The 22,087-nt window shown below is 46.8% G+C and carries 25 protein-coding genes; 18 read left to right on the top strand and 7 right to left on the bottom strand.

All coding sequences use genetic code 11. The annotated features are described in order from the left end of the window. Positions 1-7: 7 nt before the first annotated feature. The 3 genes from LY387_RS17645 to LY387_RS17635 form a co-directional block, all read right to left on the bottom strand. On the bottom strand, positions 8-1,384 hold the full coding sequence (locus LY387_RS17645; RefSeq protein WP_234497087.1) for an MATE family efflux transporter: 1,377 nt from the start codon (positions 1,382-1,384) through the stop codon (positions 8-10). A 131-nt stretch (positions 1,385-1,515) separates the two neighbouring features. Further along, positions 1,516-1,851: a hypothetical protein gene (locus tag LY387_RS17640; protein ID WP_234497084.1), complete on the bottom strand. Its 336-nt coding sequence runs from the start codon at positions 1,849-1,851 to the stop codon at positions 1,516-1,518. A 20-nt stretch (positions 1,852-1,871) separates the two neighbouring features. Beyond that, positions 1,872-2,246 (bottom strand): hypothetical protein, encoded by a 375-nt coding sequence (locus LY387_RS17635; protein ID WP_234497082.1) that lies wholly within the window; start codon positions 2,244-2,246, stop codon positions 1,872-1,874. A 485-nt stretch (positions 2,247-2,731) separates the two neighbouring features. On the opposite strand from LY387_RS17635, the gene urtA reads away from it, so the two are divergent. The 14 genes from urtA (at position 2,732) to LY387_RS17565 (ending at position 14,963) form a co-directional block, all read left to right on the top strand. Then, positions 2,732-4,021 (top strand): urea ABC transporter substrate-binding protein, encoded by a 1,290-nt coding sequence (urtA, locus tag LY387_RS17630; protein WP_234497080.1) that lies wholly within the window; start codon positions 2,732-2,734, stop codon positions 4,019-4,021. A 110-nt stretch (positions 4,022-4,131) separates the two neighbouring features. After that, entirely contained in the window at positions 4,132-5,757 is a 1,626-nt protein-coding gene (gene urtB / locus LY387_RS17625) for an urea ABC transporter permease subunit UrtB (RefSeq protein ID WP_234497078.1), read from the top strand. 9 nt (positions 5,758-5,766) lie between these two features. Beyond that, on the top strand, positions 5,767-6,954 hold the full coding sequence (gene urtC, locus LY387_RS17620; RefSeq protein WP_234497076.1) for an urea ABC transporter permease subunit UrtC: 1,188 nt from the start codon (positions 5,767-5,769) through the stop codon (positions 6,952-6,954). Then, positions 6,951-7,802: an urea ABC transporter ATP-binding protein UrtD gene (gene urtD, locus LY387_RS17615; protein ID WP_042471044.1), complete on the top strand. Its 852-nt coding sequence runs from the start codon at positions 6,951-6,953 to the stop codon at positions 7,800-7,802. Before urtC ends, urtD begins: the two co-directional genes overlap by 4 nt. 1 nt (position 7,803) lies before the next feature. Further along, positions 7,804-8,499, top strand: coding sequence for an urea ABC transporter ATP-binding subunit UrtE (gene urtE / locus LY387_RS17610; protein WP_128648711.1), 696 nt, complete (start codon positions 7,804-7,806; stop codon positions 8,497-8,499). Then, positions 8,496-9,395: an urease accessory protein UreD gene (locus LY387_RS17605; RefSeq protein ID WP_234497075.1), complete on the top strand. Its 900-nt coding sequence runs from the start codon at positions 8,496-8,498 to the stop codon at positions 9,393-9,395. Before urtE ends, LY387_RS17605 begins: the two co-directional genes overlap by 4 nt. Before the next feature lie 33 nt (positions 9,396-9,428). After that, a complete protein-coding gene (ureA, locus tag LY387_RS17600) occupies positions 9,429-9,731 on the top strand; it encodes an urease subunit gamma (protein WP_042471054.1) in 303 nt (100 codons plus the stop codon). Positions 9,732-9,775: 44 nt separating this feature from the next. After that, entirely contained in the window at positions 9,776-10,111 is a 336-nt protein-coding gene (locus tag LY387_RS17595) for an urease subunit beta (RefSeq protein ID WP_128648713.1), read from the top strand. Positions 10,112-10,197: 86 nt separating this feature from the next. After that, positions 10,198-11,901, top strand: coding sequence for an urease subunit alpha (ureC, locus tag LY387_RS17590; protein WP_234497071.1), 1,704 nt, complete (start codon positions 10,198-10,200; stop codon positions 11,899-11,901). A gap of 35 nt (positions 11,902-11,936) precedes the next feature. Next, a complete protein-coding gene (ureE, locus tag LY387_RS17585; RefSeq protein ID WP_042471061.1) occupies positions 11,937-12,389 on the top strand; it encodes an urease accessory protein UreE in 453 nt (150 codons plus the stop codon). A gap of 55 nt (positions 12,390-12,444) precedes the next feature. Further along, positions 12,445-13,023, top strand: coding sequence for a HupE/UreJ family protein (locus LY387_RS17580; RefSeq protein WP_419153466.1), 579 nt, complete (start codon positions 12,445-12,447; stop codon positions 13,021-13,023). Between the two features lie 9 nt (positions 13,024-13,032). Continuing rightward, a complete protein-coding gene (locus LY387_RS17575; protein WP_234497778.1) occupies positions 13,033-13,767 on the top strand; it encodes an urease accessory protein UreF in 735 nt (244 codons plus the stop codon). A gap of 61 nt (positions 13,768-13,828) precedes the next feature. Then, positions 13,829-14,464: an urease accessory protein UreG gene (ureG, locus tag LY387_RS17570; RefSeq protein WP_234497067.1), complete on the top strand. Its 636-nt coding sequence runs from the start codon at positions 13,829-13,831 to the stop codon at positions 14,462-14,464. Positions 14,465-14,561: 97 nt separating this feature from the next. Further along, complete coding sequence (locus tag LY387_RS17565; RefSeq protein ID WP_234497066.1) at positions 14,562-14,963, top strand: DUF4345 family protein; 402 nt, start codon at positions 14,562-14,564, stop codon at positions 14,961-14,963. Between the two features lie 98 nt (positions 14,964-15,061). Here LY387_RS17565 and LY387_RS17560 read toward each other — a convergent pair whose 3' ends face one another. After that, entirely contained in the window at positions 15,062-16,678 is a 1,617-nt protein-coding gene (locus tag LY387_RS17560) for a methyl-accepting chemotaxis protein (RefSeq protein ID WP_234497064.1), read from the bottom strand. 216 nt (positions 16,679-16,894) lie between these two features. After that, complete coding sequence (locus LY387_RS17555; RefSeq protein WP_081935844.1) at positions 16,895-17,023, bottom strand: DUF3012 domain-containing protein; 129 nt, start codon at positions 17,021-17,023, stop codon at positions 16,895-16,897. A 192-nt stretch (positions 17,024-17,215) separates the two neighbouring features. On the opposite strand from LY387_RS17555, the gene LY387_RS17550 reads away from it, so the two are divergent. From LY387_RS17550 to LY387_RS17540, 3 genes are all read left to right on the top strand, one after another. Then, positions 17,216-17,800 (top strand): TetR/AcrR family transcriptional regulator, encoded by a 585-nt coding sequence (locus LY387_RS17550; RefSeq protein ID WP_234497062.1) that lies wholly within the window; start codon positions 17,216-17,218, stop codon positions 17,798-17,800. Between the two features lie 87 nt (positions 17,801-17,887). Next, entirely contained in the window at positions 17,888-18,916 is a 1,029-nt protein-coding gene (locus LY387_RS17545) for an NADP-dependent oxidoreductase (RefSeq protein WP_234497060.1), read from the top strand. A 115-nt stretch (positions 18,917-19,031) separates the two neighbouring features. Then, a complete protein-coding gene (locus LY387_RS17540) occupies positions 19,032-19,883 on the top strand; it encodes a MaoC family dehydratase (RefSeq protein WP_234497058.1) in 852 nt (283 codons plus the stop codon). Here the strand turns inward: LY387_RS17540 and LY387_RS17535 are convergent. Both LY387_RS17535 and LY387_RS17530 read right to left on the bottom strand, forming a co-directional pair. Further along, complete coding sequence (locus tag LY387_RS17535; RefSeq protein WP_234497055.1) at positions 19,880-20,218, bottom strand: DUF5329 family protein; 339 nt, start codon at positions 20,216-20,218, stop codon at positions 19,880-19,882. The genes LY387_RS17540 and LY387_RS17535 overlap by 4 nt on opposite strands. Continuing rightward, positions 20,215-21,270: an MBL fold metallo-hydrolase gene (locus LY387_RS17530; protein WP_234497053.1), complete on the bottom strand. Its 1,056-nt coding sequence runs from the start codon at positions 21,268-21,270 to the stop codon at positions 20,215-20,217. The genes LY387_RS17535 and LY387_RS17530 overlap by 4 nt, the downstream gene beginning before the upstream one ends. A 141-nt stretch (positions 21,271-21,411) precedes the next feature. Here LY387_RS17530 and LY387_RS17525 point away from each other — a divergent pair, with 141 nt between their 5' ends. Then, a complete protein-coding gene (locus LY387_RS17525) occupies positions 21,412-22,023 on the top strand; it encodes a TetR/AcrR family transcriptional regulator (protein ID WP_234497051.1) in 612 nt (203 codons plus the stop codon). Positions 22,024-22,087 lie beyond the last annotated feature (64 nt).

The following is a 22,087-nucleotide window of genomic DNA, read 5'->3' as shown; positions in this document are numbered from 1 at the left end:
AGCTCGGCTATGCAGCCGAGCTCTCTCTATTCTCTGTTAGATTATTAACCCAGCGATCGCTGTATACGCGCCAGACCGCTGGAACAACCTTGACGATTTCTTCCGAGGTCATGAGAAGCAGTACGATAGGGAAGGAGAGGTCAAACACCATGGCTCCCATCGCCGTGATTGGCACTGCCCACATCCATTGACAGACAAAGTCCATGTTCATGCAGAATTTACTGTCACCACCACTTCGTAGCACACCAATGATCAAGGTAATGTTGATGGTACGCAGCATGATACTCAACGCGACAATAGGAAAGCTAAGTACCATTAGCTCAGTTACATCCGTGGTTAGCCCTCCGTAGAGCGATAAGATCGCGCCTTGGGCGAGCAATAGAACACCACCCAACAATGCACCCAGTGCAATGGAAGACTTAAGTGCCCACCTTGAATACAAGGTACTTAGCGTAAACTGATTAGCACCTAGGCTGTTACCTATCAAGATAGCGGTGGCACTTGATAAACCATGAGCGACAGACAGCCCAATCGATTCAAGTGGTGTGATGACTGCCATCGTGGCTAACTCAGTCTGCCCCATACGACCTAAAATGATGTTGAATGCGAAAATCCCCGCACACCAAATCACGGTGCCACCCATGATGGGGTAGGTGATGGAGACGAATTTCTTGACCATACTAGGCTCAAGTGCATCGATGACGTTTTGCCAACGCAGAGCCAATACTGGAAAGTATCTATAAATAATGACCAGTACCACTATCAAGCGTATCGAACGTGCGATAACACTGCCAATCCCTGCGCCAATGAGTCCCATCGCAGGCAGTCCGAAATGACCGAATATCAGTATGTAGTTGAGCGCAACATTCAGACCGACTTCAAGTATTGAAACGTAAAGGTTGATGCGGGTTTGACCAATAGACCGCAGCGCAGTGTCGGCTGCGATACCAAGGCCTGATAAGCACATAGCAATGCCAAGTAGTTGGACATAGTCACTGGCAAGCGCTAGAACCGTTTCGCTAGGATCAAATAAGCTAGGTAATAGCTGCGGTGTGAAAAAGCACAAAGAGAAACAGAACAAAGCAAGCCCTTGCGTAACGCCAGTTCCGAGCGCGAGGTAGCGCTTGAGCCCCTGCTCATCATTCGCGCCCCAATACTGAGCCAAGAGAATCCCCATGCCGGATCCTAGCCCCCACACTAATACGATTGAGAGCCAAAATATACGAGCTCCAATTCCCGCCGCTGCGACTTCTACCGTCCCCAACTGACTGATCATGAGGCTATCGACAAAGCCAAGGCTACTCATAAGCAGGCTTTGCAGTGCAATGGGTATACCTAGAAAAAGGACTTTTCGAATAAAGCTGCTTATTGGCGGTTGTTCCATAGAGTTCTCCCTGCATGTTCAATTTTTAAGCTACTGACTTAACAAGAAATATGCAACGAGTTACTTTGAGGTTGACTGTGATTTGTGTCGCAGAGTGATGTGGCTTGAGCGTCAACTCAAGCCATGTGTATCTAATCAACGTCTAGATCTGGTTCTATTCCCTGATGGAACAATTGAATAGCGAGCTTGGATTCCCAATTTTCGTCGATCTGTTTTGCTCTATCGATGTTTATGCCTGCTTGGTTAGCCACCGTTTTGAGCACTAAAGGGCTGTAGGCACCAATATCAATTTGCTTTGTGATTGTGGTTGTGTGCCCTAACTGAGAACTATCCAACACATCCATCTTGAACGTGAATGCAGGCTTGGATTCGGTAGAGCGCCTGAACCTTTGATAACCCTGCTTACTGATCAATTTATAGTTGTGACCAATAACATCTTTTAATACATGGTATGGCATCTCACGCATTGCAGTATCGTCGCTTTCGTTTAAGCCAGTACAACGCCACTATCGTGCGCAAGATTGTCAGAGCGCAAGTTTAAGTGACTTGCCATTGAGGCACCAAAGATGCTTGCAGCTACTCTTGGTTGCCATAAGTAATTGGCTTGTTTAGCCATATCGAGGTTAATACCCGACAACTCAGCGAACATGTTTATTGCATCGTCACGATACTCTTTTAGGTCGACGTAGCGAATAATCGTTTTATAGCCACCAGAAACGTTCGGTGCATTAATATCGACTTTGAAAAGATAATTGAACGCGTCGCCATCGACGGCGCGGAACCGCTGATAGCCATTCAATTCCGTTAAAACAAAACCTTCGTCCATGATGTCATGGTAAACATTTTTGGGTAGTTGCTTCATGAATATAGACTCCACGTTAGAGAAGCGCGGATAATATTCACTCCTATAGAGTTGGTAAATGTTTATCGGATTAAGCACATTCTTTGTGGGTGATTTGTCTTGGTGTGCAATATTTAACCTCCTGATTTTGAATAAGACATTCACAGTAAGACTCTGCCACTAGCTAAGAAAAATCCTACACTTTGATAATTCTGGAAGTATCAAGTTGATAATTTTATCGGTAGAAGCAGCTTTGAAGTAACCTAAAGAAGCATGCATTAAAACGGTGCTTATGCGAGACACCTCTCCAAATTAGTGAAAACAGCACTCCCTTTGCACCAAGATGCAGCGCACCAAATTGAACTTAGGGCATTTTAATGGTGCGCGTAAAACTAAAACCTTATAAATATCATTGATTTATTTGCTTTCTGCTTATGCTTTCTAAATTGGCACTCTTCTTGAAGTAACACTGTTGAATAACTATTCATAATAAGGAGATATCCAACATGAACACGACGTTCAAACTTAAGCTTGCAGCTATGGGCGCGTCACTTGCTTTTGCATCAGGTTTTGCGATGGCGGAAGAAGAGACGATCAAGGTCGGCGTACTACATTCACTGTCAGGCACGATGGCGATCAGTGAAACAACACTGAAAGACACGATTTTGATGTTGGTTGAAGAGCAAAATAAGAAAGGCGGTCTACTAGGCAAAAAGCTTGAAGCTGTGGTTGTAGACCCTGCCTCTAACTGGCCTCTGTTTGCTGAGAAAGCGCGTGAACTGATCGAAAAAGAGAAGGTGGACGTGGTATTTGGTGGTTGGACGTCTGTGTCTCGTAAATCGATGCTTCCAGTATTTGAAGAGCTAAACAGCATCCTTTTCTACCCAGTTCAGTATGAAGGCGAAGAGTCTTCGAAAAACGTCTTTTACACAGGTGCTGCGCCAAACCAGCAGGCGGTTCCGGCTGTTGACTACCTAATGAATGAGTTGGAAGTTGAGCGTTGGGTACTAGCAGGTACCGATTATGTTTATCCGCGTACGACCAACAAGATCCTAGAGTCTTACCTGAAGTCGAAAGGGGTGAGCGAGTCAGACATCATGATTAGCTACACGCCGTTTGGACACTCTGACTGGCAGTCTATTGTTTCTGACATCAAGAAGTTTGGTTCAGAAGGTAAGAAAACAGCGGTTGTATCGACCATCAATGGTGACGCAAACGTACCATTTTACAAAGAGCTAGGCGCACAAGGCGTCTCATCTGAAGACATCCCTGTTGTGGCATTCTCCGTTGGTGAAGAAGAGCTATCGGGTATGGATACGTCCGCGTTGGTTGGTCACCTAGCGGCATGGAACTACTTCATGAGTGTTGATACTGAAGCGAACGAAGAGTTTGTTGAAACTTGGCAGAAGTTTATTGCGAGTGAAAAACGCGTAACAAACGACCCAATGGAAGCACACTACATTGGCTTTAACATGTGGACACAAGCGGTTACTAATGCTGGCACTACGGACGCTGAAGAAGTTCAAGATGCGTTGATTGGTGTTTCTGTGCCTAACCTTTCTGGTGGCTACTCTACGATGCTACCAAACCACCACATCACTAAGCCGGTACTTATCGGTGAAATTCAAGATGATGGTCAGTTTGATGTCGTTTGGGAAACAACCGGTCTAGTGGCTGGTGATGCTTGGTCTAACTACCTCCCTGAGTCATCGAAGCTGTATTCAAGCTGGTCTAAGCCATTCTCTTGTGGTGCATTCAACGTTGAAACAGGTAAGTGTTCAGGTAGCGCACAATAATCTCTCACTATTTGGTGCCTCTCCCATTTCCATCTAAATAAGGGCAGAGGCGCCTTTTTATTTCTGCCTAAGTTGACGTCAGACTTAAGGCAGCCGAAAGGACGCATTTCATGAAAACCATAATTCACATATTGAAAGTCGTGGTGTTCTTTGTTTTGAGTACTCACTTCGCGTTGGCTAGCGTTAGTGACCGAGGCACATTTGCCCAAGCACTCATCGGAAAAAACAACCCTCAAAAAGAAGAGGCAATGGCTTGGATCGTTGAAAACGAGTCCGAGCTTATTGCCAAATCAGTATTAACTGCATGGCTTGAAGGCGATCTCTACTATGTCAAAGACAAGAAGAGCGAGCAGTATCAGGCCTTGTACATTTCAGACAACATCAAAAAGTCACCCACTGCGAAAAGCGCTTGGGACGATACTACGATGGCCGTTGAGTCCTCACGCCAATTTAGCAAGGTGCGAGTAAACAACAGATTACGCGGTAAGATTCGCCTAGAAATCGCGTCGCTTGGGCTATCGAACCCTGAAGCATCCATTCGCTTGAGTGCTGTCACAGCTTTCTTAGGAACCACCGACGATACGGTCATGGAGAGACTTCAGCAGCGAAAGACGGTTGAGCAAGACGAGGATGTTCTTAACATCCTTAACTTAGCATTGGCGATAGACCAATCACTGACAGGTGACACGAGTTCAGATAAGGTTGCTGCGATTGAAACCTTGTCCGGCTACAAGCAGTCTGTCGTTCTGCAGACTCTAAACCAAATTATCAGCAAAGATAAAGACGAGTTAGTCGTAGCCGCTGCTGAGCGAGCGCTTGATAGTTATCAGCAGAGTCAGAAATTTTACTCGGGTGTAGAAACCGTCTTTTTTGGCTTGAGTTTAGGCTCAGTATTAGTACTGGCGGGTATTGGTCTTGCGATTACCTTTGGTGTCATGGGCGTTATCAACATGGCTCACGGTGAGCTTATCATGATTGGTGCTTACACCACTTATGTGATGCAACAGCTCATGCCAAACAATATCGGTATGGCCCTTATCTTATCGATTCCTATGGCGTTTATTGTTTCTGGTTTGGTAGGCATCGCGATTGAACGCAGCGTGATTCGTCACCTTTACGGTCGCCCTCTGGAAACCCTACTGGCGACCTTTGGTATCAGTCTTATTTTACAACAAGCGGTTCGCTCTATTTTCTCTCCTCTCAACCGCTCAGTCAGTACACCAGATTGGATGTCAGGTGCATTGAACATCAACCCAATGTTGTCGCTCACCTATAACCGTTTATACATCATTCTGTTTTGCATCATGGTGTTTGTTGGCTTGGTGATGGTGTTAAAGAAAACCCCACTCGGTCTTCAAGTTCGCGCCGTCTCTCAAAACAGGGCAATGGCGAGAGCCATGGGTATTCGTTCTGAGCGTGTTGATGCGATGACGTTTGGATTAGGTTCGGGCGTAGCGGGTGTTGCTGGTGTGGCGCTTTCACAGCTAACCAACGTGGGACCTAACATGGGACAAGCCTACATTATCGACTCATTTATGGTTGTCGTATTTGGTGGAGTAGGAAATCTATGGGGAACCTTGGTTGCAGGGCTGAGCTTGGGGCTATTTAACAAGATCCTCGAGCCATGGGCTGGTGCCGTTCTTGCCAAGATCTTGGTATTGGTGTTCATCATTTTGTTTATTCAAAAACGCCCTCGTGGACTCTTCCCACAACGTGGCCGTGCGGCAGAAGGTTAAGGAAAACGTATGCATTCAACAATTCAATCTTCTGGACATCCGGCGGGCACACAGTCTAAGTCGTTTGTTCTATCGGCTATGCGTGGAGATAAGGGCGGACAGCTTACGATTTTGGCTATCTTAGCTGCTGTTGTCTTGATACCGCTAGCGAACACACTATTGCCAGCAGGCCACCCACTTCACGTTGAGACGTTTACTATCTCGCTAATGGGTAAGTATCTAAGTTATGCGATGCTCGCTCTGGCGGTGGATTTAGTATGGGGTTACCTCGGGATCCTGAGTTTAGGGCATGGCGCTTTCTTTGCGCTTGGTGGCTACGCCATGGGTATGTACCTGATGCGTCAAATTGGTGATAGAGGCGTTTATGGCAACCCAATATTGCCGGACTTTATGGTGTTCCTAAATTGGCAAGAGCTTCCTTGGTTCTGGCATGGTTTTGATCAGTTTTGGTTTGCTTGCCTGATGGTCGTTCTGGTACCAGGCACACTTGCTTATGTATTTGGTTATTTGGCATTCCGTTCGAGAGTTTCAGGGGTGTACCTGTCAATAATGACCCAGGCATTAACCTACGCCTTAATGCTGGCTTTTTTCCGCAATGAAATGGGCTTTGGTGGTAACAATGGTCTTACCGACTTTAAAGACATTCTTGGCTATAGCCTGCAGCAAGATTCCACAAAAATTGCGCTGTTTATGGTGACTGGAATTGCACTTGTCATCAGCTATATCGTTTGTAGAACGGTTATCAGTAGTCGACTTGGTCGAGTATCCATGGCGATTCGCGATACGGAGTCGAGAACACGCTTTATGGGCTATGACGTTGATGGTATCAAGCTATGGATATTCGTACTGTCCGCCGTGATCGCGGGTATTGCTGGTGCGTTGTATGTCCCTCAGGTCGGCATTATTAACCCCGGAGAGTTTGCGCCGCTGAACTCTATTGAGATCGTGGTTTGGGTTGCACTAGGTGGACGAGCCACCTTGTTTGGCGCCATTGTCGGTGCCCTAGTCATTAACTATGCCAAGAGCTGGTTTACGGTTGAGTTTCCAGAGGTGTGGCTGTTTGCGCTGGGCGGTTTGTTTGTACTGTCTACCATGTACTTCCCGAAAGGCTTGATTGGGTTTGTTTCCGAAAAAATCGCGTTACTCAAGAAACGCTCAAAGCCCACTCAAGAGTCTGACAAGGAGGCAACCGCATGACGACGTTAAATAGAGCTCAGCAGCTAAAAAGCTCGGTGCAAGAGATCACCAAGCGTGATGAGGTGTTCTCGTTTCTCAAACCTGATCAACATCCTCTTGTCGATACACGTCATAACATTCTGCTGTATGTGGAAGGCGTGAACAAAAGCTTTGACGGCTTTAAAGCGATCAATGATCTCAACCTGTATATCAAGGAAGGGGAGTTACGCTGCATCATTGGACCAAATGGGGCGGGCAAAACCACCATGATGGACATCATCACGGGTAAAACTAAGCCGGATACAGGGCAAGTTTGGCTTGGCTCCAACATTAACCTTCTCAAGATGAATGAGTCGGAGATTGCCAACGCAGGCATTGGCCGTAAGTTTCAAAAACCAACCGTGATTGAGTGCCTGACCGTTTGGCAAAACTTAGAGTTGGCGATGTCAGGTGTGCGTGGAGTGTGGGGAACCTACACCGCGACATTATCAGGTGAGCAACAAGATAAGCTTGAGTCGGTACTTGAGTTGATTCATTTGAAAGATAACGCTGCACTGACGGCAGGTAACCTTTCTCACGGCCAAAAGCAGTGGTTAGAGATCGGCATGTTGCTGATGCAAAACCCTAAATTATTGCTCGTCGATGAACCCGTTGCTGGCATGACCCATCAAGAGATGGACAGAACGTCAGAGTTGCTTAATTCGCTTGCAGGTAAGCACTCGGTTGTCGTGGTTGAGCATGATATGGATTTTGTCCGCTCAATCGCAAGCCACGTCACTGTGCTTCATCAGGGTCATGTGCTCGCAGAGGGCACCATGGATCAGGTTCAGTCTCATCCTGAAGTCAAACAGGTTTATCTAGGGGAATAGCATGCTACAGATTCAATCACTCAATCAGTTTTATGGTGAAAGCCACACCTTGTGGGATCTTGATATGTCGATTCCCGAGGGTAAGTGTACTGTGCTTATGGGACGTAATGGCGTAGGAAAAACAACTCTGTTGCAGTGCATTATGGGCTTGGTCAAGGTTAAGAGCGGCGATATTCAGCTCAATGGAGAGTCGCTACTAAAACACGACGCCGAGTCACGCCCTAGAATGGGTATTGGCTATGTGCCTCAAGGCCGACAGATCTTTCCGATGCTCACGGTTCAAGAAAACCTTGAAGTAGGACTACCGATTCGAGACAAGGGCGATCGCAAGATCCCTGAGTTTATTTTCGATCTCTTCCCTGTATTAAAGGAGATGCTTCATCGTCGAGGGGGCGATTTGTCGGGTGGTCAACAGCAGCAACTCGCGATTGGTCGTGCATTAGTGGTGAATCCAAAACTACTGATTCTCGATGAGCCGACAGAGGGTATCCAACCCAATATCGTTCAAGAGATTGGCGATATCATCCGCATGCTCAATGAGAAACTGGGTCTGACGGTGTTATTGGTCGAGCAGAAACTGCCGTTTGCAAGAAAAGTCGGTGATCAGTTTTGCATTCTTGACCGAGGTCGCCAAGTGGCTGAGGGTGAGATGGCAGCTCTAAATGACGGCTTGATTAAGGAGTATTTGACAGTATGACCACGCTCCTTGAAGTACCCCAAGACCCGAAGGCGGGTCTTGGTCGAATCATTGACGCACAGACTGAGTTTGGCTGGAAAGCCAGACTCAGTCTGGGTTTTGTCAATCGAGGTGACAAAACCGTCCTAAAGCACCGTTCGCAGCAAGGACCACTCGCGATACAGCGTCCTCTCTACCCAGAGGGTAATCCCTGTCACACTTACCTGCTTCACCCTCCGGGTGGTGTAGTAGGCGGTGATACGTTGCAAATTAAAGCGAAGGCAGAACGGGGCGCTAATGTGTTGATTACCACACCGGGCGCTACCAAGTTTTACCGTTCTGAAAATAAGTATGCTAAGCAGAGCCAGATTCTATCGGTAGAAAAAGGAGCACGCCTTGAGTGGCTACCTCAAGAGAACATCTTTTTTCCCGATGCGCACGTGCGAATGGATACACAAGTGCACCTCGAAAAGGATGCACAGTTTTTGGGCTGGGAGATGCACTGTTTTGGTCGCCCTGCACTAAATGAGGGATTTAGCTCAGGACATTTAGTAGGTAAAACAGAGATTTACCTTGATGGGCAACGTTTACTTACAGAAGGTTTGAATGTTAAGGGTGAAGATAAACTATTGAAAGATAAGGGTCTTCTTGGCTATCAAATGATGGGGACGCTTTACATTTCAATTGATGATGAAGATTTTTACCAGTTGGTACAGAGCTTGCTCACTACCATGCAGCAAGAAAACAAAAAAGGTGCAGTACTTATTGCTGTGAGTCAGTTGGAAAATTTGCTTGTAATTCGTGCACTTGGGAACTGGAGTGAAGTGATCTTGGATTGCTTCCAACAAGTTTGGCAGGTGGCGAGAGAGCATTGGACTGGCGAATGTCCATATCCACCGAGGATCTGGGCGACCTAAACCAACAATTAGAATCGACGATAAGGCTTATCAATGGAATTGACCCCAAGAGAGAAGGACAAACTTCTCATCTTTTGCGCTGGTATGTTAGCCCAGCAGCGCAAAGACAAAGGCTTGAAACTCAATTATCCAGAATCCGTCGCTCTTATCTCTAGCGCCATTTTAGAAGGCGCTAGAGAAGGGAAAACAGTTTCCGAACTGATGGATTTTGGGCGCACACTACTTACCACCGAAGATGTCATGGAAGGCGTTCCGTCTATGATCCCCGACGTTCAAGTTGAAGCGACATTTCCAGATGGCACCAAATTGGTGACCGTCCATGAACCCATTGTTTAACTCATCGGTTTAACAAACTCGCTTAACTAAATTTAGGAGGTGACATGGCAGGATCATCTAAACACTACACGGGCTTTGTCCCAGGGCAGGTCGAGACCGCTAAAGGTGATATCGAACTTAACGTGGGCCGAGAGACGGTTACGGTAAAGGTCGAGAATCTAGGCGATAGACCGGTGCAAATTGGCTCTCATTACCACTTCTTCGAGGTCAATGAAGCACTGAGCTTCGACCGAGACCTGACTAAAGGTTTTCGCCTAAACATTCCCGCTGGCACAGCAACGCGTTTTGAACCAGGGCAGTCGCGAACTGTTGAGTTGGTTTCGTTTGCAGGTAAGCGTGAAGTTTATGGTTTCCAAGGCAAGGTAATGGGCGCGCTTTAGTGCGCGGTAGCCTCAGTAGTACTTCAAGATAAGAAAACTATTTGGGCTAATCATCAGTACGCCAAACAAAACAACAAGGAAGAATAATGGCGAAGATATCCAGACAGGCATACGCCGAGATGTTTGGTCCCACAGTCGGGGACCGAGTTCGCTTAGCGGATACAGAGCTTTGGCTAGAGGTAGAGCAAGACCTCACTGTATACGGTGACGAAGTTAAATTTGGTGGCGGTAAAGTCATTCGCGACGGTATGGGCCAGAGCCAGCGTCCTAGCGCTGAAACGCCTGACCTCGTCATTACCAACGCATTGGTGTTGGATTACTGGGGCATCATTAAAGCGGATGTCGCGGTGAAAAATGGGCGCATTCAAGCGCTCGGCAAAGCGGGTAACCCGGATATACAGCCAGGTGTTGATATCATTGTTGGTCCAGGCACCGAGGTATTAGCCGGAGAAGGTTCAATATTGACGGCGGGTGGGATTGACTCTCACATCCACTTCATCTGCCCGCAACAGATTGAAGAAGCGTTAGCTTCCGGTGTAACCACAATGATTGGTGGTGGTACTGGCCCTAACACGGGCACTAATGCAACGACCTGTACTCCTGGCCCTTGGAACATGCACCGCATGCTTGAGTCGTTAGACCAATTTCCAATGAACTTTGGCTTGCTTGGTAAAGGTAATGCGAGTCAACCAGAAGCGCTGCGTGAACAAATTGCTGCCGGAGCGGTTGGCTTGAAGCTTCACGAAGACTGGGGTACGACACCAGCATCCATCGATACGTGTTTGACCGTTGCCGATGAAATGGATGTTCAAGTTGCCATTCATACCGATACTCTGAATGAATCTGGCTTTGTAGAGTCTACGCTTGGCGCTATTGGCGATCGCGTTATTCATACATATCACACCGAAGGAGCGGGCGGTGGTCACGCGCCAGATATTATTAAAGCCGCTGGCGAATCAAACGTACTGCCGTCTTCAACCAACCCAACGCGACCATATACGGTCAATACCGTGGATGAGCACCTAGATATGTTGATGGTGTGTCACCACTTGTCGCCTTCTATTGCAGAAGATGTGGCATTCGCAGAGTCTCGCATTCGCCGTGAAACCATTGCAGCAGAAGATATTCTGCACGACCTTGGCGCATTTTCTATGATTGCCTCTGACTCACAGGCGATGGGACGTGTGGGTGAAGTGATCACTCGAACTTGGCAAACCGCCCACAAGATGAAAGTACAGCGTGGCAGCCTTAAAGAAGACTCTAGTTACAGTGATAACTTCCGTTTGAAGCGATATGTTGCCAAGTACACCATCAACCCAGCTATTACACATGGTATGGCGCATGAAATCGGTTCCATTGAGGTTGGCAAACTTGCTGACTTGGTCCTCTGGAAACCAGCCTTCTTTGGAGTAAAACCGAGCGTTGTGCTTAAAGGCGGCATGATTGCGATGGCACCGATGGGTGATCCTAATGCATCGATTCCGACTCCGCAGCCTGTTCACTACCGCTCTATGTTTGGCAGCTACGGTAAAGCATCACAAAACACCTCGATGTTGTTTGTCTCACAAGCAGCGGCCGATGCTGACATTGCCGGTCAGCTTGGACTGGGCAGCTTAATTGGCGTCGCTAAACAGTGCCGAACGATCAGCAAAGCGGACATGAAGTTGAATGATTGGCAGCCGAATATCGAAGTGGATTCCCAGACATATCAAGTGCGTGCCGACGGTGAGTTGCTTGTCTGTGAGCCTGCCGAAGTATTACCAATGGCACAGCGCTATTTCTTATTTTAACCGATGGGTATTGAGAGTTTTTTGAGGACAACACAGTGATTGAATTAATAGAAATTACCAAAGAGTTAACACCACAACCTCACGCATTTTTAAGTCTGCCTATCGACAGCCGTATTAAGAGCCGCCTAAAGGTCATTCTTGATGATGGACGTGATGCAGGTCTGTTTTTGCCAAGAGGTCATATTCTTCGTGGTGGAGAACAGCTTAAGAGTAAGTGTGGGCTCGTGATTGAAGTGAAAGCTGCGCCTGAGCAAGTCTCGTCAGTGTATTGCAGTGACCTACATCTGCTTACTCGCGTTGCCTATCACCTCGGCAACCGTCACGTGCCACTACAAGTGGAGTTTGGCTGGGTTCGATATCAACACGATCATGTATTAGATGAAATGGTGGAAGGACTTGGCGCAGAAGTGACTTCAGAGCTTGCGCCGTTTGAGCCTGAGGGGGGCGCATACGGTGGCAAAAGTGGTGGACATCACCACCATCATTAATCCGAATATAATCCGAACCACAACGATTTACTACTAAAAATATAATGAAAAGGAAATTTCAATGAAAACACCATTCCTCAAATTAACAACGTTCAGCTCTCTTTTATTGGCTCCGACTTTTGCATTAGCGCACCCTGGTCATGAATCAACGGCATTCTCAAGTGGTCTCACGCACCCGGTGACGGGTATCGATCATCTGATTATGCTACTTGCTTTTGGTCTTCTTGTTGGTTGTCTAAGCGCGACCAAAGCTCAAAAAATTGGTCTAGTCGCCGGTGCGCTAGCGATGCTTATGGTGGGACTATTAATTGGTAGCACCTTTGGTCTCGCGACCGGAGTGGAGACAGCGATCGTGGCGTCTCTTTTTGTGGTCAGTGCGGCGATTTGGCATGCGTTCAGTGCATCGCAAAAGATGGTTAAGCTAGCGGTTGGTCTGTGTATTGGCATGATGTTTTTCCACGGCTATGCACATGGTGTTGAAGCTGAAGGCACACTTGGTCAGTTCTCACTGGGAATGGCTTTGGGCGCGACAGCACTGATGACACTGGGCACTCAAATTGGTAGTCGCGTTGCATCACGTTGGATGTCGGTTGGCGTTGCTGCGGCAAGCTCACTGTTCTTGATGGCAGCCTAATTTATGGCAATGAATGCCAATCAGGCTCTGGGGAGCGACAGCGATATTGCGTCGACGTCAGAGCCTAAAATCAACAACGATGTGTCTAGCTATCGATTGTTCCAGTTGATCAGCCCATCACTTCCCATCGGCGGGTTTACTTACTCGCAAGGTCTTGAGTGGGCGGTGGAGGCGGGCTGGGTGAAAAACCGCGCTTCGATGGAAGAGTGGTTGTCAAATATGCTGTTTAGCAGCGTTGCAACCCTTGAATTGCCAATCATCGACAGGCTTTATCAGGCGATTCAAGCTTTAGATACTAACGCGATTTCAGACCTGTCAGAAAGGTTGGTGAGCAGTCGTGAGACGAAAGAGTTGCGAGCTGAAGAGAAGCAACGAGGGCTAGCACTCAATACTTTGCTTGGCAGATTAGAAATAGCGATTGACGGCGTCGCGCTCGACGATTATCAGCCAAACCAGCTGCTCGGCTTATGTGTTGCTGCGGTGTATTGGAAGATTGATTTGAACGAGCTTAAGAAAGGCTACTTGTGGAGCTGGGCTGAGAACTTAGTCATGGCAGGTGTAAAGCTGGTTCCTTTAGGTCAAACCGACGGTCAGCTTGCACTTATCAATCTATCTGATCAGTTTGCTAAAGCGCTCGAAATCGAACAGCAGACGGAAGACTGGATGATTGGCAGTTTTACACCTTCGGTATCCATAGCCAGCAGTCTTCATGAGACACAATATACAAGATTATTTCGCTCATAGTGGTTAGCGGCACAAACTGCCTTGACAACAAACGAGTGACGAAAAAGGAAGAGATAACATCATGACAAGTACAACAGACAGCTATAAACAGCCACTACGAATCGGAATCGGTGGCCCAGTAGGCTCAGGCAAAACGGCATTGCTTGAGGTCTTGTGTAAAGCGATCAGGGATAAACTCCATATTGCTGTTGTGACCAATGATATCTATACGCAGGAAGATGCGAAGATCCTAACTCGAGCAGAGGCTCTTGAACCAGATCGTATCATCGGTGTAGAAACAGGAGGCTGTCCTCATACCGCGATTCGCGAAGACGCTTCCATGAACCTAGCAGCGGTAGAAGAGCTCGCTAAACGTCATAAAAATCTCGATGTGGTTTTTGTTGAGAGTGGTGGCGATAACCTAAGTGCAACGTTCAGCCCTGAGCTTGCTGACTTAACTATCTATGTTATTGACGTAGCGGAAGGGGAGAAGATCCCACGTAAAGGTGGTCCGGGCATTACGCGCTCTGATCTGCTTGTCATCAACAAAATCGACCTTGCTCCTTATGTTGGTGCATCACTAGAGGTGATGGAGCAAGACACACAACGTATGCGCCCAACCAAGCCGTATGTCTTTACCAACTTAAAAGAGAGTAAAGGTTTGGACACCATCATCGATTTCATTTTGACTGAAGGTATGCTTGAGTTTCATAGTTAAGATTTTAAGACTTCGCTTGGATTTACAGACTCAAAGTTACACATAAGTGACGGTTGTGACTTACACTTTTGCTAAAGACGAGATAGGCGGAACGTGTATGTTTCAAGCAAAGCTGATGGTATGGATAACAACACTGGTCTTTTTAGGTTACGGGCTGTTGTTTTCTCTGTCCCCAAATATGCTGTTCGAACGAGTAACAGACAGTGCATTGTTTTCTTACTCGGCAGCCATTGATATACGAGCGACCTATGGTGGCATGATGATGGCGATAGGCATCATATTGGCGCTACTGGTACTTAGAGCCGAGACATTGAAATTGTCGGTGATTGCCGCCACTTTGCTTGCTGGCTTAATGGCAGTAACGAGATTGATGGGTATCGTTGTGGAATCCCAGCCTAACGATACGATGCAAATCTATCTGGCAACGGAAGTCTTCTTCACTGTTTGGGGATTGTTCATTCTATGGAAACTGCCCAAACGGCGATTCTACTTCAAATAGTAAATAGGAAATAGCAGATAGCAAATACAAAATGCCCCTCTGGATAGACTCTTCAGAGGGGCGTTTTTCATAATGATGCTTATAGATTTTTATCGATATCAAGCGAGCTTAAAGTAGGTGAGTTGCTGCTTTAACTCCTCAGCCGCTACCGCCATCTCTTGAGTCTTTGAGGCTAATTGATTACTTGCCTCGTTTATCTCCCGAGCAGATAAATGAATAGTAGTGACATTCTCACTCATCTCATTGGATACCATGCTTTGTTGCTCTGCTGCCGCAGCAATCTGAGCGACCATATCATTCGCACCGCTCAGGTCACCGAGCATCGACTCTAGGGTCACTTTTGTCTCTTGTGCTCCTGAAACACTGGCGGCAATGCTGGTATTGTTCTGCTCCATGACATCCAGTACTTCACCCGTCTTGGACAGCAATTCATTGATTGTGGTTTGCACTTCGTTGGTTGATTGCTGCGTTCGGCTTGCGAGGTTGCGTACTTCATCCGCCACTACGGCAAATCCACGACCTTGTTCTCCAGCACGTGCGGCCTCGATGGCAGCGTTTAGTGCCAATAGATTCGTCTGCTCTGAAACCTCTTGAATGACCTCAACAACCTTACCGATATTGTCGACACCGAGTTTCAACGCCGCCATAAGATGAGTTGTCTCGTCGATTGAAATGGAGATAGCAGAGACTTCCTCGAGTGTTGAGTCCATGCTGACGCTACTCGTTTTGGCATGCTCAGCGGCGCCGCTAGTGCGCTCAGCGCTCTGCTCAGCATTGGTCGCTACATCGTTGATGGTTGCAGACATCTCGTTCATCGCTGTCGCAAGCTGTTCCAGCTGCGAGTTTTGCGAGTCAAGGCTTTGCGCTGTCTCTTCACTGGTCGATGCGATGCTTTCAGAGAGTCGACTTGCAGTATCAGCGGTAATGGTCGCAGCCGTGATGGTGTCACGTATCGTTGATTGCATTTGACCCAAGCCATTACTCAGTTGACCAATTTCGTCTTTACGTTTTTTCGTTAGTTGAGTAGTAAGGTCGCCACTTGCCATGCGTTTTAGATTTTCGACTAGCTGCTCAATTGGTTTAACGATGTTATTGCCAACGACAAAGCTCGTCATAAACAGGATCGCCACACAGCCTACAGTGAAAGCGACTTGCTTGGTCACCTGAGCAATAAAATCCTCTTTAATATCGGAGACAAATAACCCTGAGCCGATAATCCAATCCCATTGAGGAACATAGGCCACATAAGAGATCTTATCTTTCAACTCTCCCTCTGGAGAGAGCCAGGTGTAATCTAAGAAACCTGCGCCATCTGATTTTGCGATGCGCGACATTTCACGCCAATGGTAATTTCCGGCACCGTCAGCAATATCGCTCATGTTGTTACCGATCGCTTGTGGTCGAAGTGGATGCAGGACTAAGGTGTTTTTACTATCGGTCACCCAGAAGTAATTGCTTTTGTCGTATCGAAGGGCACCAAGTGCTTGTTTCGCTGCTTGCTCTGCTTGTTGTGAAGATAGGGAAGGTTGGGTGCGATAATAGTTAACCAGCGAAACCGCAGCCTCAACTTGAGCACGGAGTTTCCCCTCTCGCTCTGCGAGTTGCTGCTGTTGTTGAAGGAACACGTTGAATATTCCCATAGACAGCATTAACACCGCAGATAATACAACGATGATCTTGATTTTTGCCTTAATGCTTATGTTATTGAGCTTCATGCCTAGCCTCTATCACTTTGTTTTTATAGTTGTTTCTATGCTAACGGATAGACACGAGGTGTATAGTGATATACGTGTAAATTATGTGGGTATTGGAAAGTGAGTTTCGAAAATGTGCAGTAGGTTGGGTTATTTTATTTATTTGTGCGATAGGCGTTACAAATTGAAATATTATGGAGGGCGAATTGAATCTTAAGAACACGCCCTCCTAAGCGATTATTTGAAAATACAATGCTTTGCGTAGTCGCTGGCTTCATTAGCCGTCCAATCACCTTTCGGTTTTTCTTGCATGTCTTGGCACCAAGCTTCACTACCAACTTCTGTACATGCACTTAGGGCCAACATTGCTAGGGTGGCTAGTGCTAATGTTTTTAACGTCGAGTTCATTACTACTTCCTGTGTTACATATCCGTTGTTACTAATTGTTACCAGTATAGCGTCAAGCGGTTACGCTAGGGAAGTGCGTGCTCAACTAAACGAGAGTATGTCATACACAATTACTAGACGACTGGTCTAATTGTGTGTCATGATAAAAACATGAATACGAAAACCAATGAAACTCGGCAGCATATTCTAGATGTCGGGTATGAACTTATTTTATCAAAGGGCTTCACTGCGGTTGGGCTCTCTGAGCTATTGAAAACCTCAGAAGTGCCGAAAGGCTCTTTCTATCACTACTTTAAATCTAAAGAACACTTTGGTGAGGTGCTGATAGCGAGTTATTTCGAAGGCTACTTGGCGCGGCTAGACACCTTGCTTAATGAAGCTGAAGGAACAGGCTATGAGCGCTTGATGGGGTATTTTCGTCGTTGGTTAGAGGTTGAAGCGGGTCGATGCAACGCACATAAGTGCCTTGTGGTTAAGCTTGGCGCTGAGGTCTCTGATCTGTCAGATCCGATGAGAGATGCGCTTCACCAAGGAGCCATTCAGATCACGGCTACGATAGCTCGCTGTATCGATGCTGGTATTGAAGATGGCTCTATCACGGAGCAAGACAGCACAACGACAGCCAACGTGGTTTACCAACAATGGTTAGGAGCCAGTTTGCTCAGTAAGCTTAGCCAAAACACCCAACAATTAGAATTTGCTCTAGCAGCGACTCAATCACTGCTAAAGCGTTAAATGAACTAAAATTAACCTGCTTTTGCGATGCAGGTTTTTTTAGAAATGAACACTAGACGACTGGTCTAATATTGAAAAGGAATCACCATGTCACAACAGAACAGAAGAATTGTTTTAGCCTCTCGCCCAGTTGGTGCACCAACACAAGACAACTTCCGAATCGAACAAGTCGACATTCCTCAGCCAAATGATGGTGAGGTGCTACTGAAAGCCATTTACCTTTCTCTTGATCCTTATATGCGTGGTCGTATGAATGATGCGGAATCTTACGCTGAACCAGTTGCTCTCAATGAGGTGATGGTAGGGGCAACTGTATGTCGCGTTGAGGCTTCCAAAAACGACCAGTTTGAAGAGGGCGAATGGGTACTTGCTTACACTGGTTGGCAGGACTTTGGCATTTCCAATGGTGAGGGCTTAGTTAAGCTAGGCAAGACACCAACACATCCATCTTATGCGCTTGGCATTATGGGTATGCCAGGTTTCACAGCATATATGGGACTGCTTGATATTGGTCAGCCTAAAGCAGGTGACACAGTTGTTGTGGCGGCGGCGACAGGTCCGGTTGGCGCAACGGTCGGTCAGATCGCTAAGCTAAACGGTTGCAAAGTGGTGGGTGTCGCTGGTGGTGAAGAGAAATGTCGTCACGCAGTCGAGGTACTAGGTTTTGATGTGTGTTTGGACCATAAAGCAGATGATTTTGCGCAGCAACTAGCACTAGCTTGTGATAATGGCATTGATGTCTATTTCGAAAACGTGGGTGGTAAGGTATTCGACGCAGTGATGCCACTACTGAACACCGGCGCGCGTATCCCCGTCTGTGGCTTGATTTCTCAGTATAACGCTACGTCGTTGCCAGAAGGGCCAGACCGAATGTCTGCGCTTGTTGCAACGCTTCTTATCAAGCGCATTAAGATGCAAGGTTTTATCATTTTTGATGACTATGCACACCGTTACGACGAGTTCGCGACTCAAATGGGTCAGTGGCTAGCCCAAGGTAAGATGCAGTATAAAGAGCATTTGGTACAGGGTATGGATAACACGGTGGATGCGTTTATCGGTCTATTGGAAGGTAAGAACTTTGGTAAATTGGTCATTCAGCTTAATGACCTAGATTAATCCGCGAAGTCACGAGAAACAGCGCCTATTTTTAAGGCGCTGTTTTCGTTTGTCTTGAGCCGTTCACACTTGAAAGAGTACACTGTTTGCTTTGTTTGATGATGGACTTAAGACTATGCACATAACGGCTTCTAGCAGTGTTCAATACCGCTCTCCTCTGCTTAAAGCGTTGTTTAAAAGGCCCAAGATTAAAGGTTCTATTCAAACGGCATCATCGGCGACACTGACAAATCCTTCCTTTTCTATTGATGGCAGGGCATTAAACCGTTACTGCCAGCACTTCGGTTTTGATGCGTCACACATCCCTGAAACCTACTTGTTTGTCGCTACGCAGGGTGAACTGCTCCAGTTATTTGTTCATCCAGAGACTGCTGTCCGCCCGCTTGGTTTAGTACACACGTTTGTTGAGTTTGAGATGTTTCAGCAACTCGAGGCCGAGCAGAACTACCACTTTACGGCCTTGCTGGAGATGGCAGAGAAAACAGAAAAAGGGCAGAGGTTTGAAACGGTCGGTGAGTTCTCATTAGAAGGTCGAGTCATCGCGCGCTATCGGTCTGGGTATCTGATGCCAAATAGGGGAGTGAAGTCTAAAAGACGTCAATCAGCGCCTGTAGAAGATCTCAGCGCTTATCATATCAGCACGACTCTTGAGACATCAAAAAAGCACACCAAAGCGTATGCTAAGGTGTCGGGTGATTACAATCCTATCCACCTGAATGGTCTTATGGCTAGGCTGTTTGGGTTTAAAGCCCCCATTGTGCACGGAATGGACATGGCCGCGAGATTGCTGAATGCTGCTAGCAAAGAGTTAAATACAGAATCGATTCAAAAGTGCCGCTTTGACTTCAAGCGTCCCGTGTTCGTCGATCAGACACTGAAGGTGTGCGGCAACAAAACGCAGCTTCTGCTTGTGAACGAGGATAACAAAAGCTGCGTGGTAATGAGTTTGTTGGAGAAGGGAGCTTAGTTCGCTTTGGCTTTAAGCTGTTGCGTTAGCCAGTCAGCACTGCTAGATGAATTCTCTGCGCAAACGACTTGATAGGCTTTGCCAGTAAACCAGCTTTTAGACGCCACTTCATCAATGAACACCCGTGTAGAGGTGACATCATCCTTGGCATAGTCCCACTTCCTTCGAAGGTGATCTGCCGCTTCTTGCCCAGTGTGTTCTTTACCATTTCGGATAAAGGTGCATGAGGAGCTCTGCATCTGATCGATCAGATACAGCACATCACTTTCGGTATCAGCCAGCACGTCTGTGCTGGCTAGTGTAACGAGTAATAGAGCTAACGCTTGGTGCTTCACTGTTTCCACCATTGTTTGACTGGTGTTGGATTTAGGATCTCTAATCGTTCACCAATTTCTGGAGAGACCATAGTAACACCGCGCTCTTCGCTAATCTCTAGGGCTTTGTTCATCGGTTCATGCCAGTCATGCATCGACAGGTCAAATGTACTGTTGTGAATTGGCATCATCACTTTACCTTTGACATCAATATGCGCTTGAACACTTTGCTCCGGGAACATGTGAATCTGTGACCATAGCTTGTTGTAGGCGCCTGTCTCAATCATAGTAAAGTCGAATGGACCGTATTTTTCACCGATCTCAGCAAACCCACCAAAGTAGCCAGAGTCACCGCTAAAGAAGACCTTGGCTTCTTTACTGTCGATTACCCAGCTTCCCCATAAGGTTGAATCTCGGTCAGTTAAACCACGACCAGAGAAGTGCTGTGTTGGGGTGAGCGTGTACTCGATACCATTGACTTCATGTGACTCCCACCAAGCGAGCTCGGTGATTTTATCTTCAGGTACGCCCCATTTAGTCAGGTAGTTGCCCACCTTAAGCGGCACAATAAAGTGCGACGTTTTGTTTGCTAGCGCTTTGACTGACGCTTTGTCTAGATGGTCGTAGTGGTCATGGCTTATCACGATCACGTCGATTTCAGGCAACGCTTCTAGTGAGATAGGTGGCTGGTGGAAACGTTTTGGTCCTGCCCATTGCACTGGTGACGCGCGATCACTAAACACTGGGTCAGCCATAACGATTTGACCGTCGAGCTTCATAATCACACTAGAGTGTCCTATACGATAGACCACGTCTTCTGTTTCCTCGATCAACTGTTGCGCTGTGATCGTGTTCACCGGCAAGTCAAACGTCGGGGTAGGTTCAGCGCGATCTGTGGTGAAGTAGGATTTCATGATCTCAACCATGTCACCAAAGCTAGATTTGTACTCCATTTCGCTATTGACGTATTTGTCTGGGTAACGTTCAGGATCTTTTTCAGTATTTGTACAAGCTGTTAGTGCAGTAGTGCTCATTGATAGAACTCCTAATGTGGCTAGTAGAGACTTTCTCATGGTGCTGACTCTTCTGTCATGTGAGCTTTTGCTCATCTCTTCTTTAAGTAAACTGACCAGTGTAGTTTACTTTTATGTGGTGAAAAGTAAACTACTTAGTGTAAAATATTTAGAGAAATTTCCACCGTCTCGGTTAACGTTATGATTGAAAAGAAGAAAACAAGAAGCGAGTTGAAAAGAGAAGCGATCATCAGCGCCGCTAAAGACGCATTCAACGAGTTTGGTGTGCAAAATACCAGCATGGATAAGCTGGCTTCATTAGCAGGCGTGTCGAAACGTACGGTATACAATCACTTCGAATCGAAAGAAGAGTTAGTGATGTTATTGCTATCTGAACTTTGGCACCAATCCATGGCGGACGTTGACCTCACGCCCTTGGAAATGAAAAGTGTCGAAGAGCAGCTTCACTATTTGTTAGCGCATGAGATCCGAATCCTCAATAAGCCTTCCTATATCGACTTAGCTAAAGTTGCCTTCGGTCATTACTTCTATCGACCAGACGAGCTCAAAGAGCAAGCCGCCAAAATGACCAAACAAGAGACCGCACTTTATAAGTGGCTTGAACAGCAAAACGAGAAGGGCGTGCTTAAGATAGATGATATAGACACTGCAAGCATTCAGCTTCACAGCTTGATAAAGGGAAGCTGTTTTTGGCCACAGTTGATGGGTATGAGTGATGTTATGAGTGAAGAGGCTGTGATGCAGTTGGCTCAGTCTACCGCGGATTTGTTTTTGGCACGTTATTTAGCTTAGTTAATTGCCAACCTGTCGCTTTCCAATATAGTGCGCAGTTTAGTTTCTCGATGGCTAATGTGTG

It is taken from the genome of Vibrio maritimus, from assembly GCF_021441885.1.
In the GTDB taxonomy this organism is placed as follows: Bacteria; Pseudomonadota; Gammaproteobacteria; order Enterobacterales; family Vibrionaceae; genus Vibrio; species Vibrio maritimus_B.
The sequence above is the reverse complement of the archived record's forward strand: the minus strand, read 5'-3'. Positions and strand labels throughout refer to the sequence as shown.

Coding starts and splice junctions, on each gene's coding strand:
- LY387_RS17645 (WP_234497087.1), bottom strand. CDS start 1,384: ATGGAACAACCGCCAATAAGCAGCTTTATTCGAAAAGTCCTTTTTCTA.
- LY387_RS17640 (WP_234497084.1), bottom strand. CDS start 1,851: ATGCGTGAGATGCCATACCATGTATTAAAAGATGTTATTGGTCACAAC.
- LY387_RS17635 (WP_234497082.1), bottom strand. CDS start 2,246: ATGAAGCAACTACCCAAAAATGTTTACCATGACATCATGGACGAAGGT.
- urtA (WP_234497080.1), top strand. CDS start 2,732: ATGAACACGACGTTCAAACTTAAGCTTGCAGCTATGGGCGCGTCACTT.
- urtB (WP_234497078.1), top strand. CDS start 4,132: ATGAAAACCATAATTCACATATTGAAAGTCGTGGTGTTCTTTGTTTTG.
- urtC (WP_234497076.1), top strand. CDS start 5,767: ATGCATTCAACAATTCAATCTTCTGGACATCCGGCGGGCACACAGTCT.
- urtD (WP_042471044.1), top strand. CDS start 6,951: ATGACGACGTTAAATAGAGCTCAGCAGCTAAAAAGCTCGGTGCAAGAG.
- urtE (WP_128648711.1), top strand. CDS start 7,804: ATGCTACAGATTCAATCACTCAATCAGTTTTATGGTGAAAGCCACACC.
- LY387_RS17605 (WP_234497075.1), top strand. CDS start 8,496: ATGACCACGCTCCTTGAAGTACCCCAAGACCCGAAGGCGGGTCTTGGT.
- ureA (WP_042471054.1), top strand. CDS start 9,429: ATGGAATTGACCCCAAGAGAGAAGGACAAACTTCTCATCTTTTGCGCT.
- LY387_RS17595 (WP_128648713.1), top strand. CDS start 9,776: ATGGCAGGATCATCTAAACACTACACGGGCTTTGTCCCAGGGCAGGTC.
- ureC (WP_234497071.1), top strand. CDS start 10,198: ATGGCGAAGATATCCAGACAGGCATACGCCGAGATGTTTGGTCCCACA.
- LY387_RS17575 (WP_234497778.1), top strand. CDS start 13,033: ATGAATGCCAATCAGGCTCTGGGGAGCGACAGCGATATTGCGTCGACG.
- ureG (WP_234497067.1), top strand. CDS start 13,829: ATGACAAGTACAACAGACAGCTATAAACAGCCACTACGAATCGGAATC.
- LY387_RS17565 (WP_234497066.1), top strand. CDS start 14,562: ATGTTTCAAGCAAAGCTGATGGTATGGATAACAACACTGGTCTTTTTA.
- LY387_RS17560 (WP_234497064.1), bottom strand. CDS start 16,678: ATGAAGCTCAATAACATAAGCATTAAGGCAAAAATCAAGATCATCGTT.
- LY387_RS17555 (WP_081935844.1), bottom strand. CDS start 17,023: ATGTTGGCCCTAAGTGCATGTACAGAAGTTGGTAGTGAAGCTTGGTGC.
- LY387_RS17550 (WP_234497062.1), top strand. CDS start 17,216: ATGAATACGAAAACCAATGAAACTCGGCAGCATATTCTAGATGTCGGG.
- LY387_RS17545 (WP_234497060.1), top strand. CDS start 17,888: ATGTCACAACAGAACAGAAGAATTGTTTTAGCCTCTCGCCCAGTTGGT.
- LY387_RS17540 (WP_234497058.1), top strand. CDS start 19,032: ATGCACATAACGGCTTCTAGCAGTGTTCAATACCGCTCTCCTCTGCTT.
- LY387_RS17530 (WP_234497053.1), bottom strand. CDS start 21,270: ATGAGAAAGTCTCTACTAGCCACATTAGGAGTTCTATCAATGAGCACT.
- LY387_RS17525 (WP_234497051.1), top strand. CDS start 21,412: ATGATTGAAAAGAAGAAAACAAGAAGCGAGTTGAAAAGAGAAGCGATC.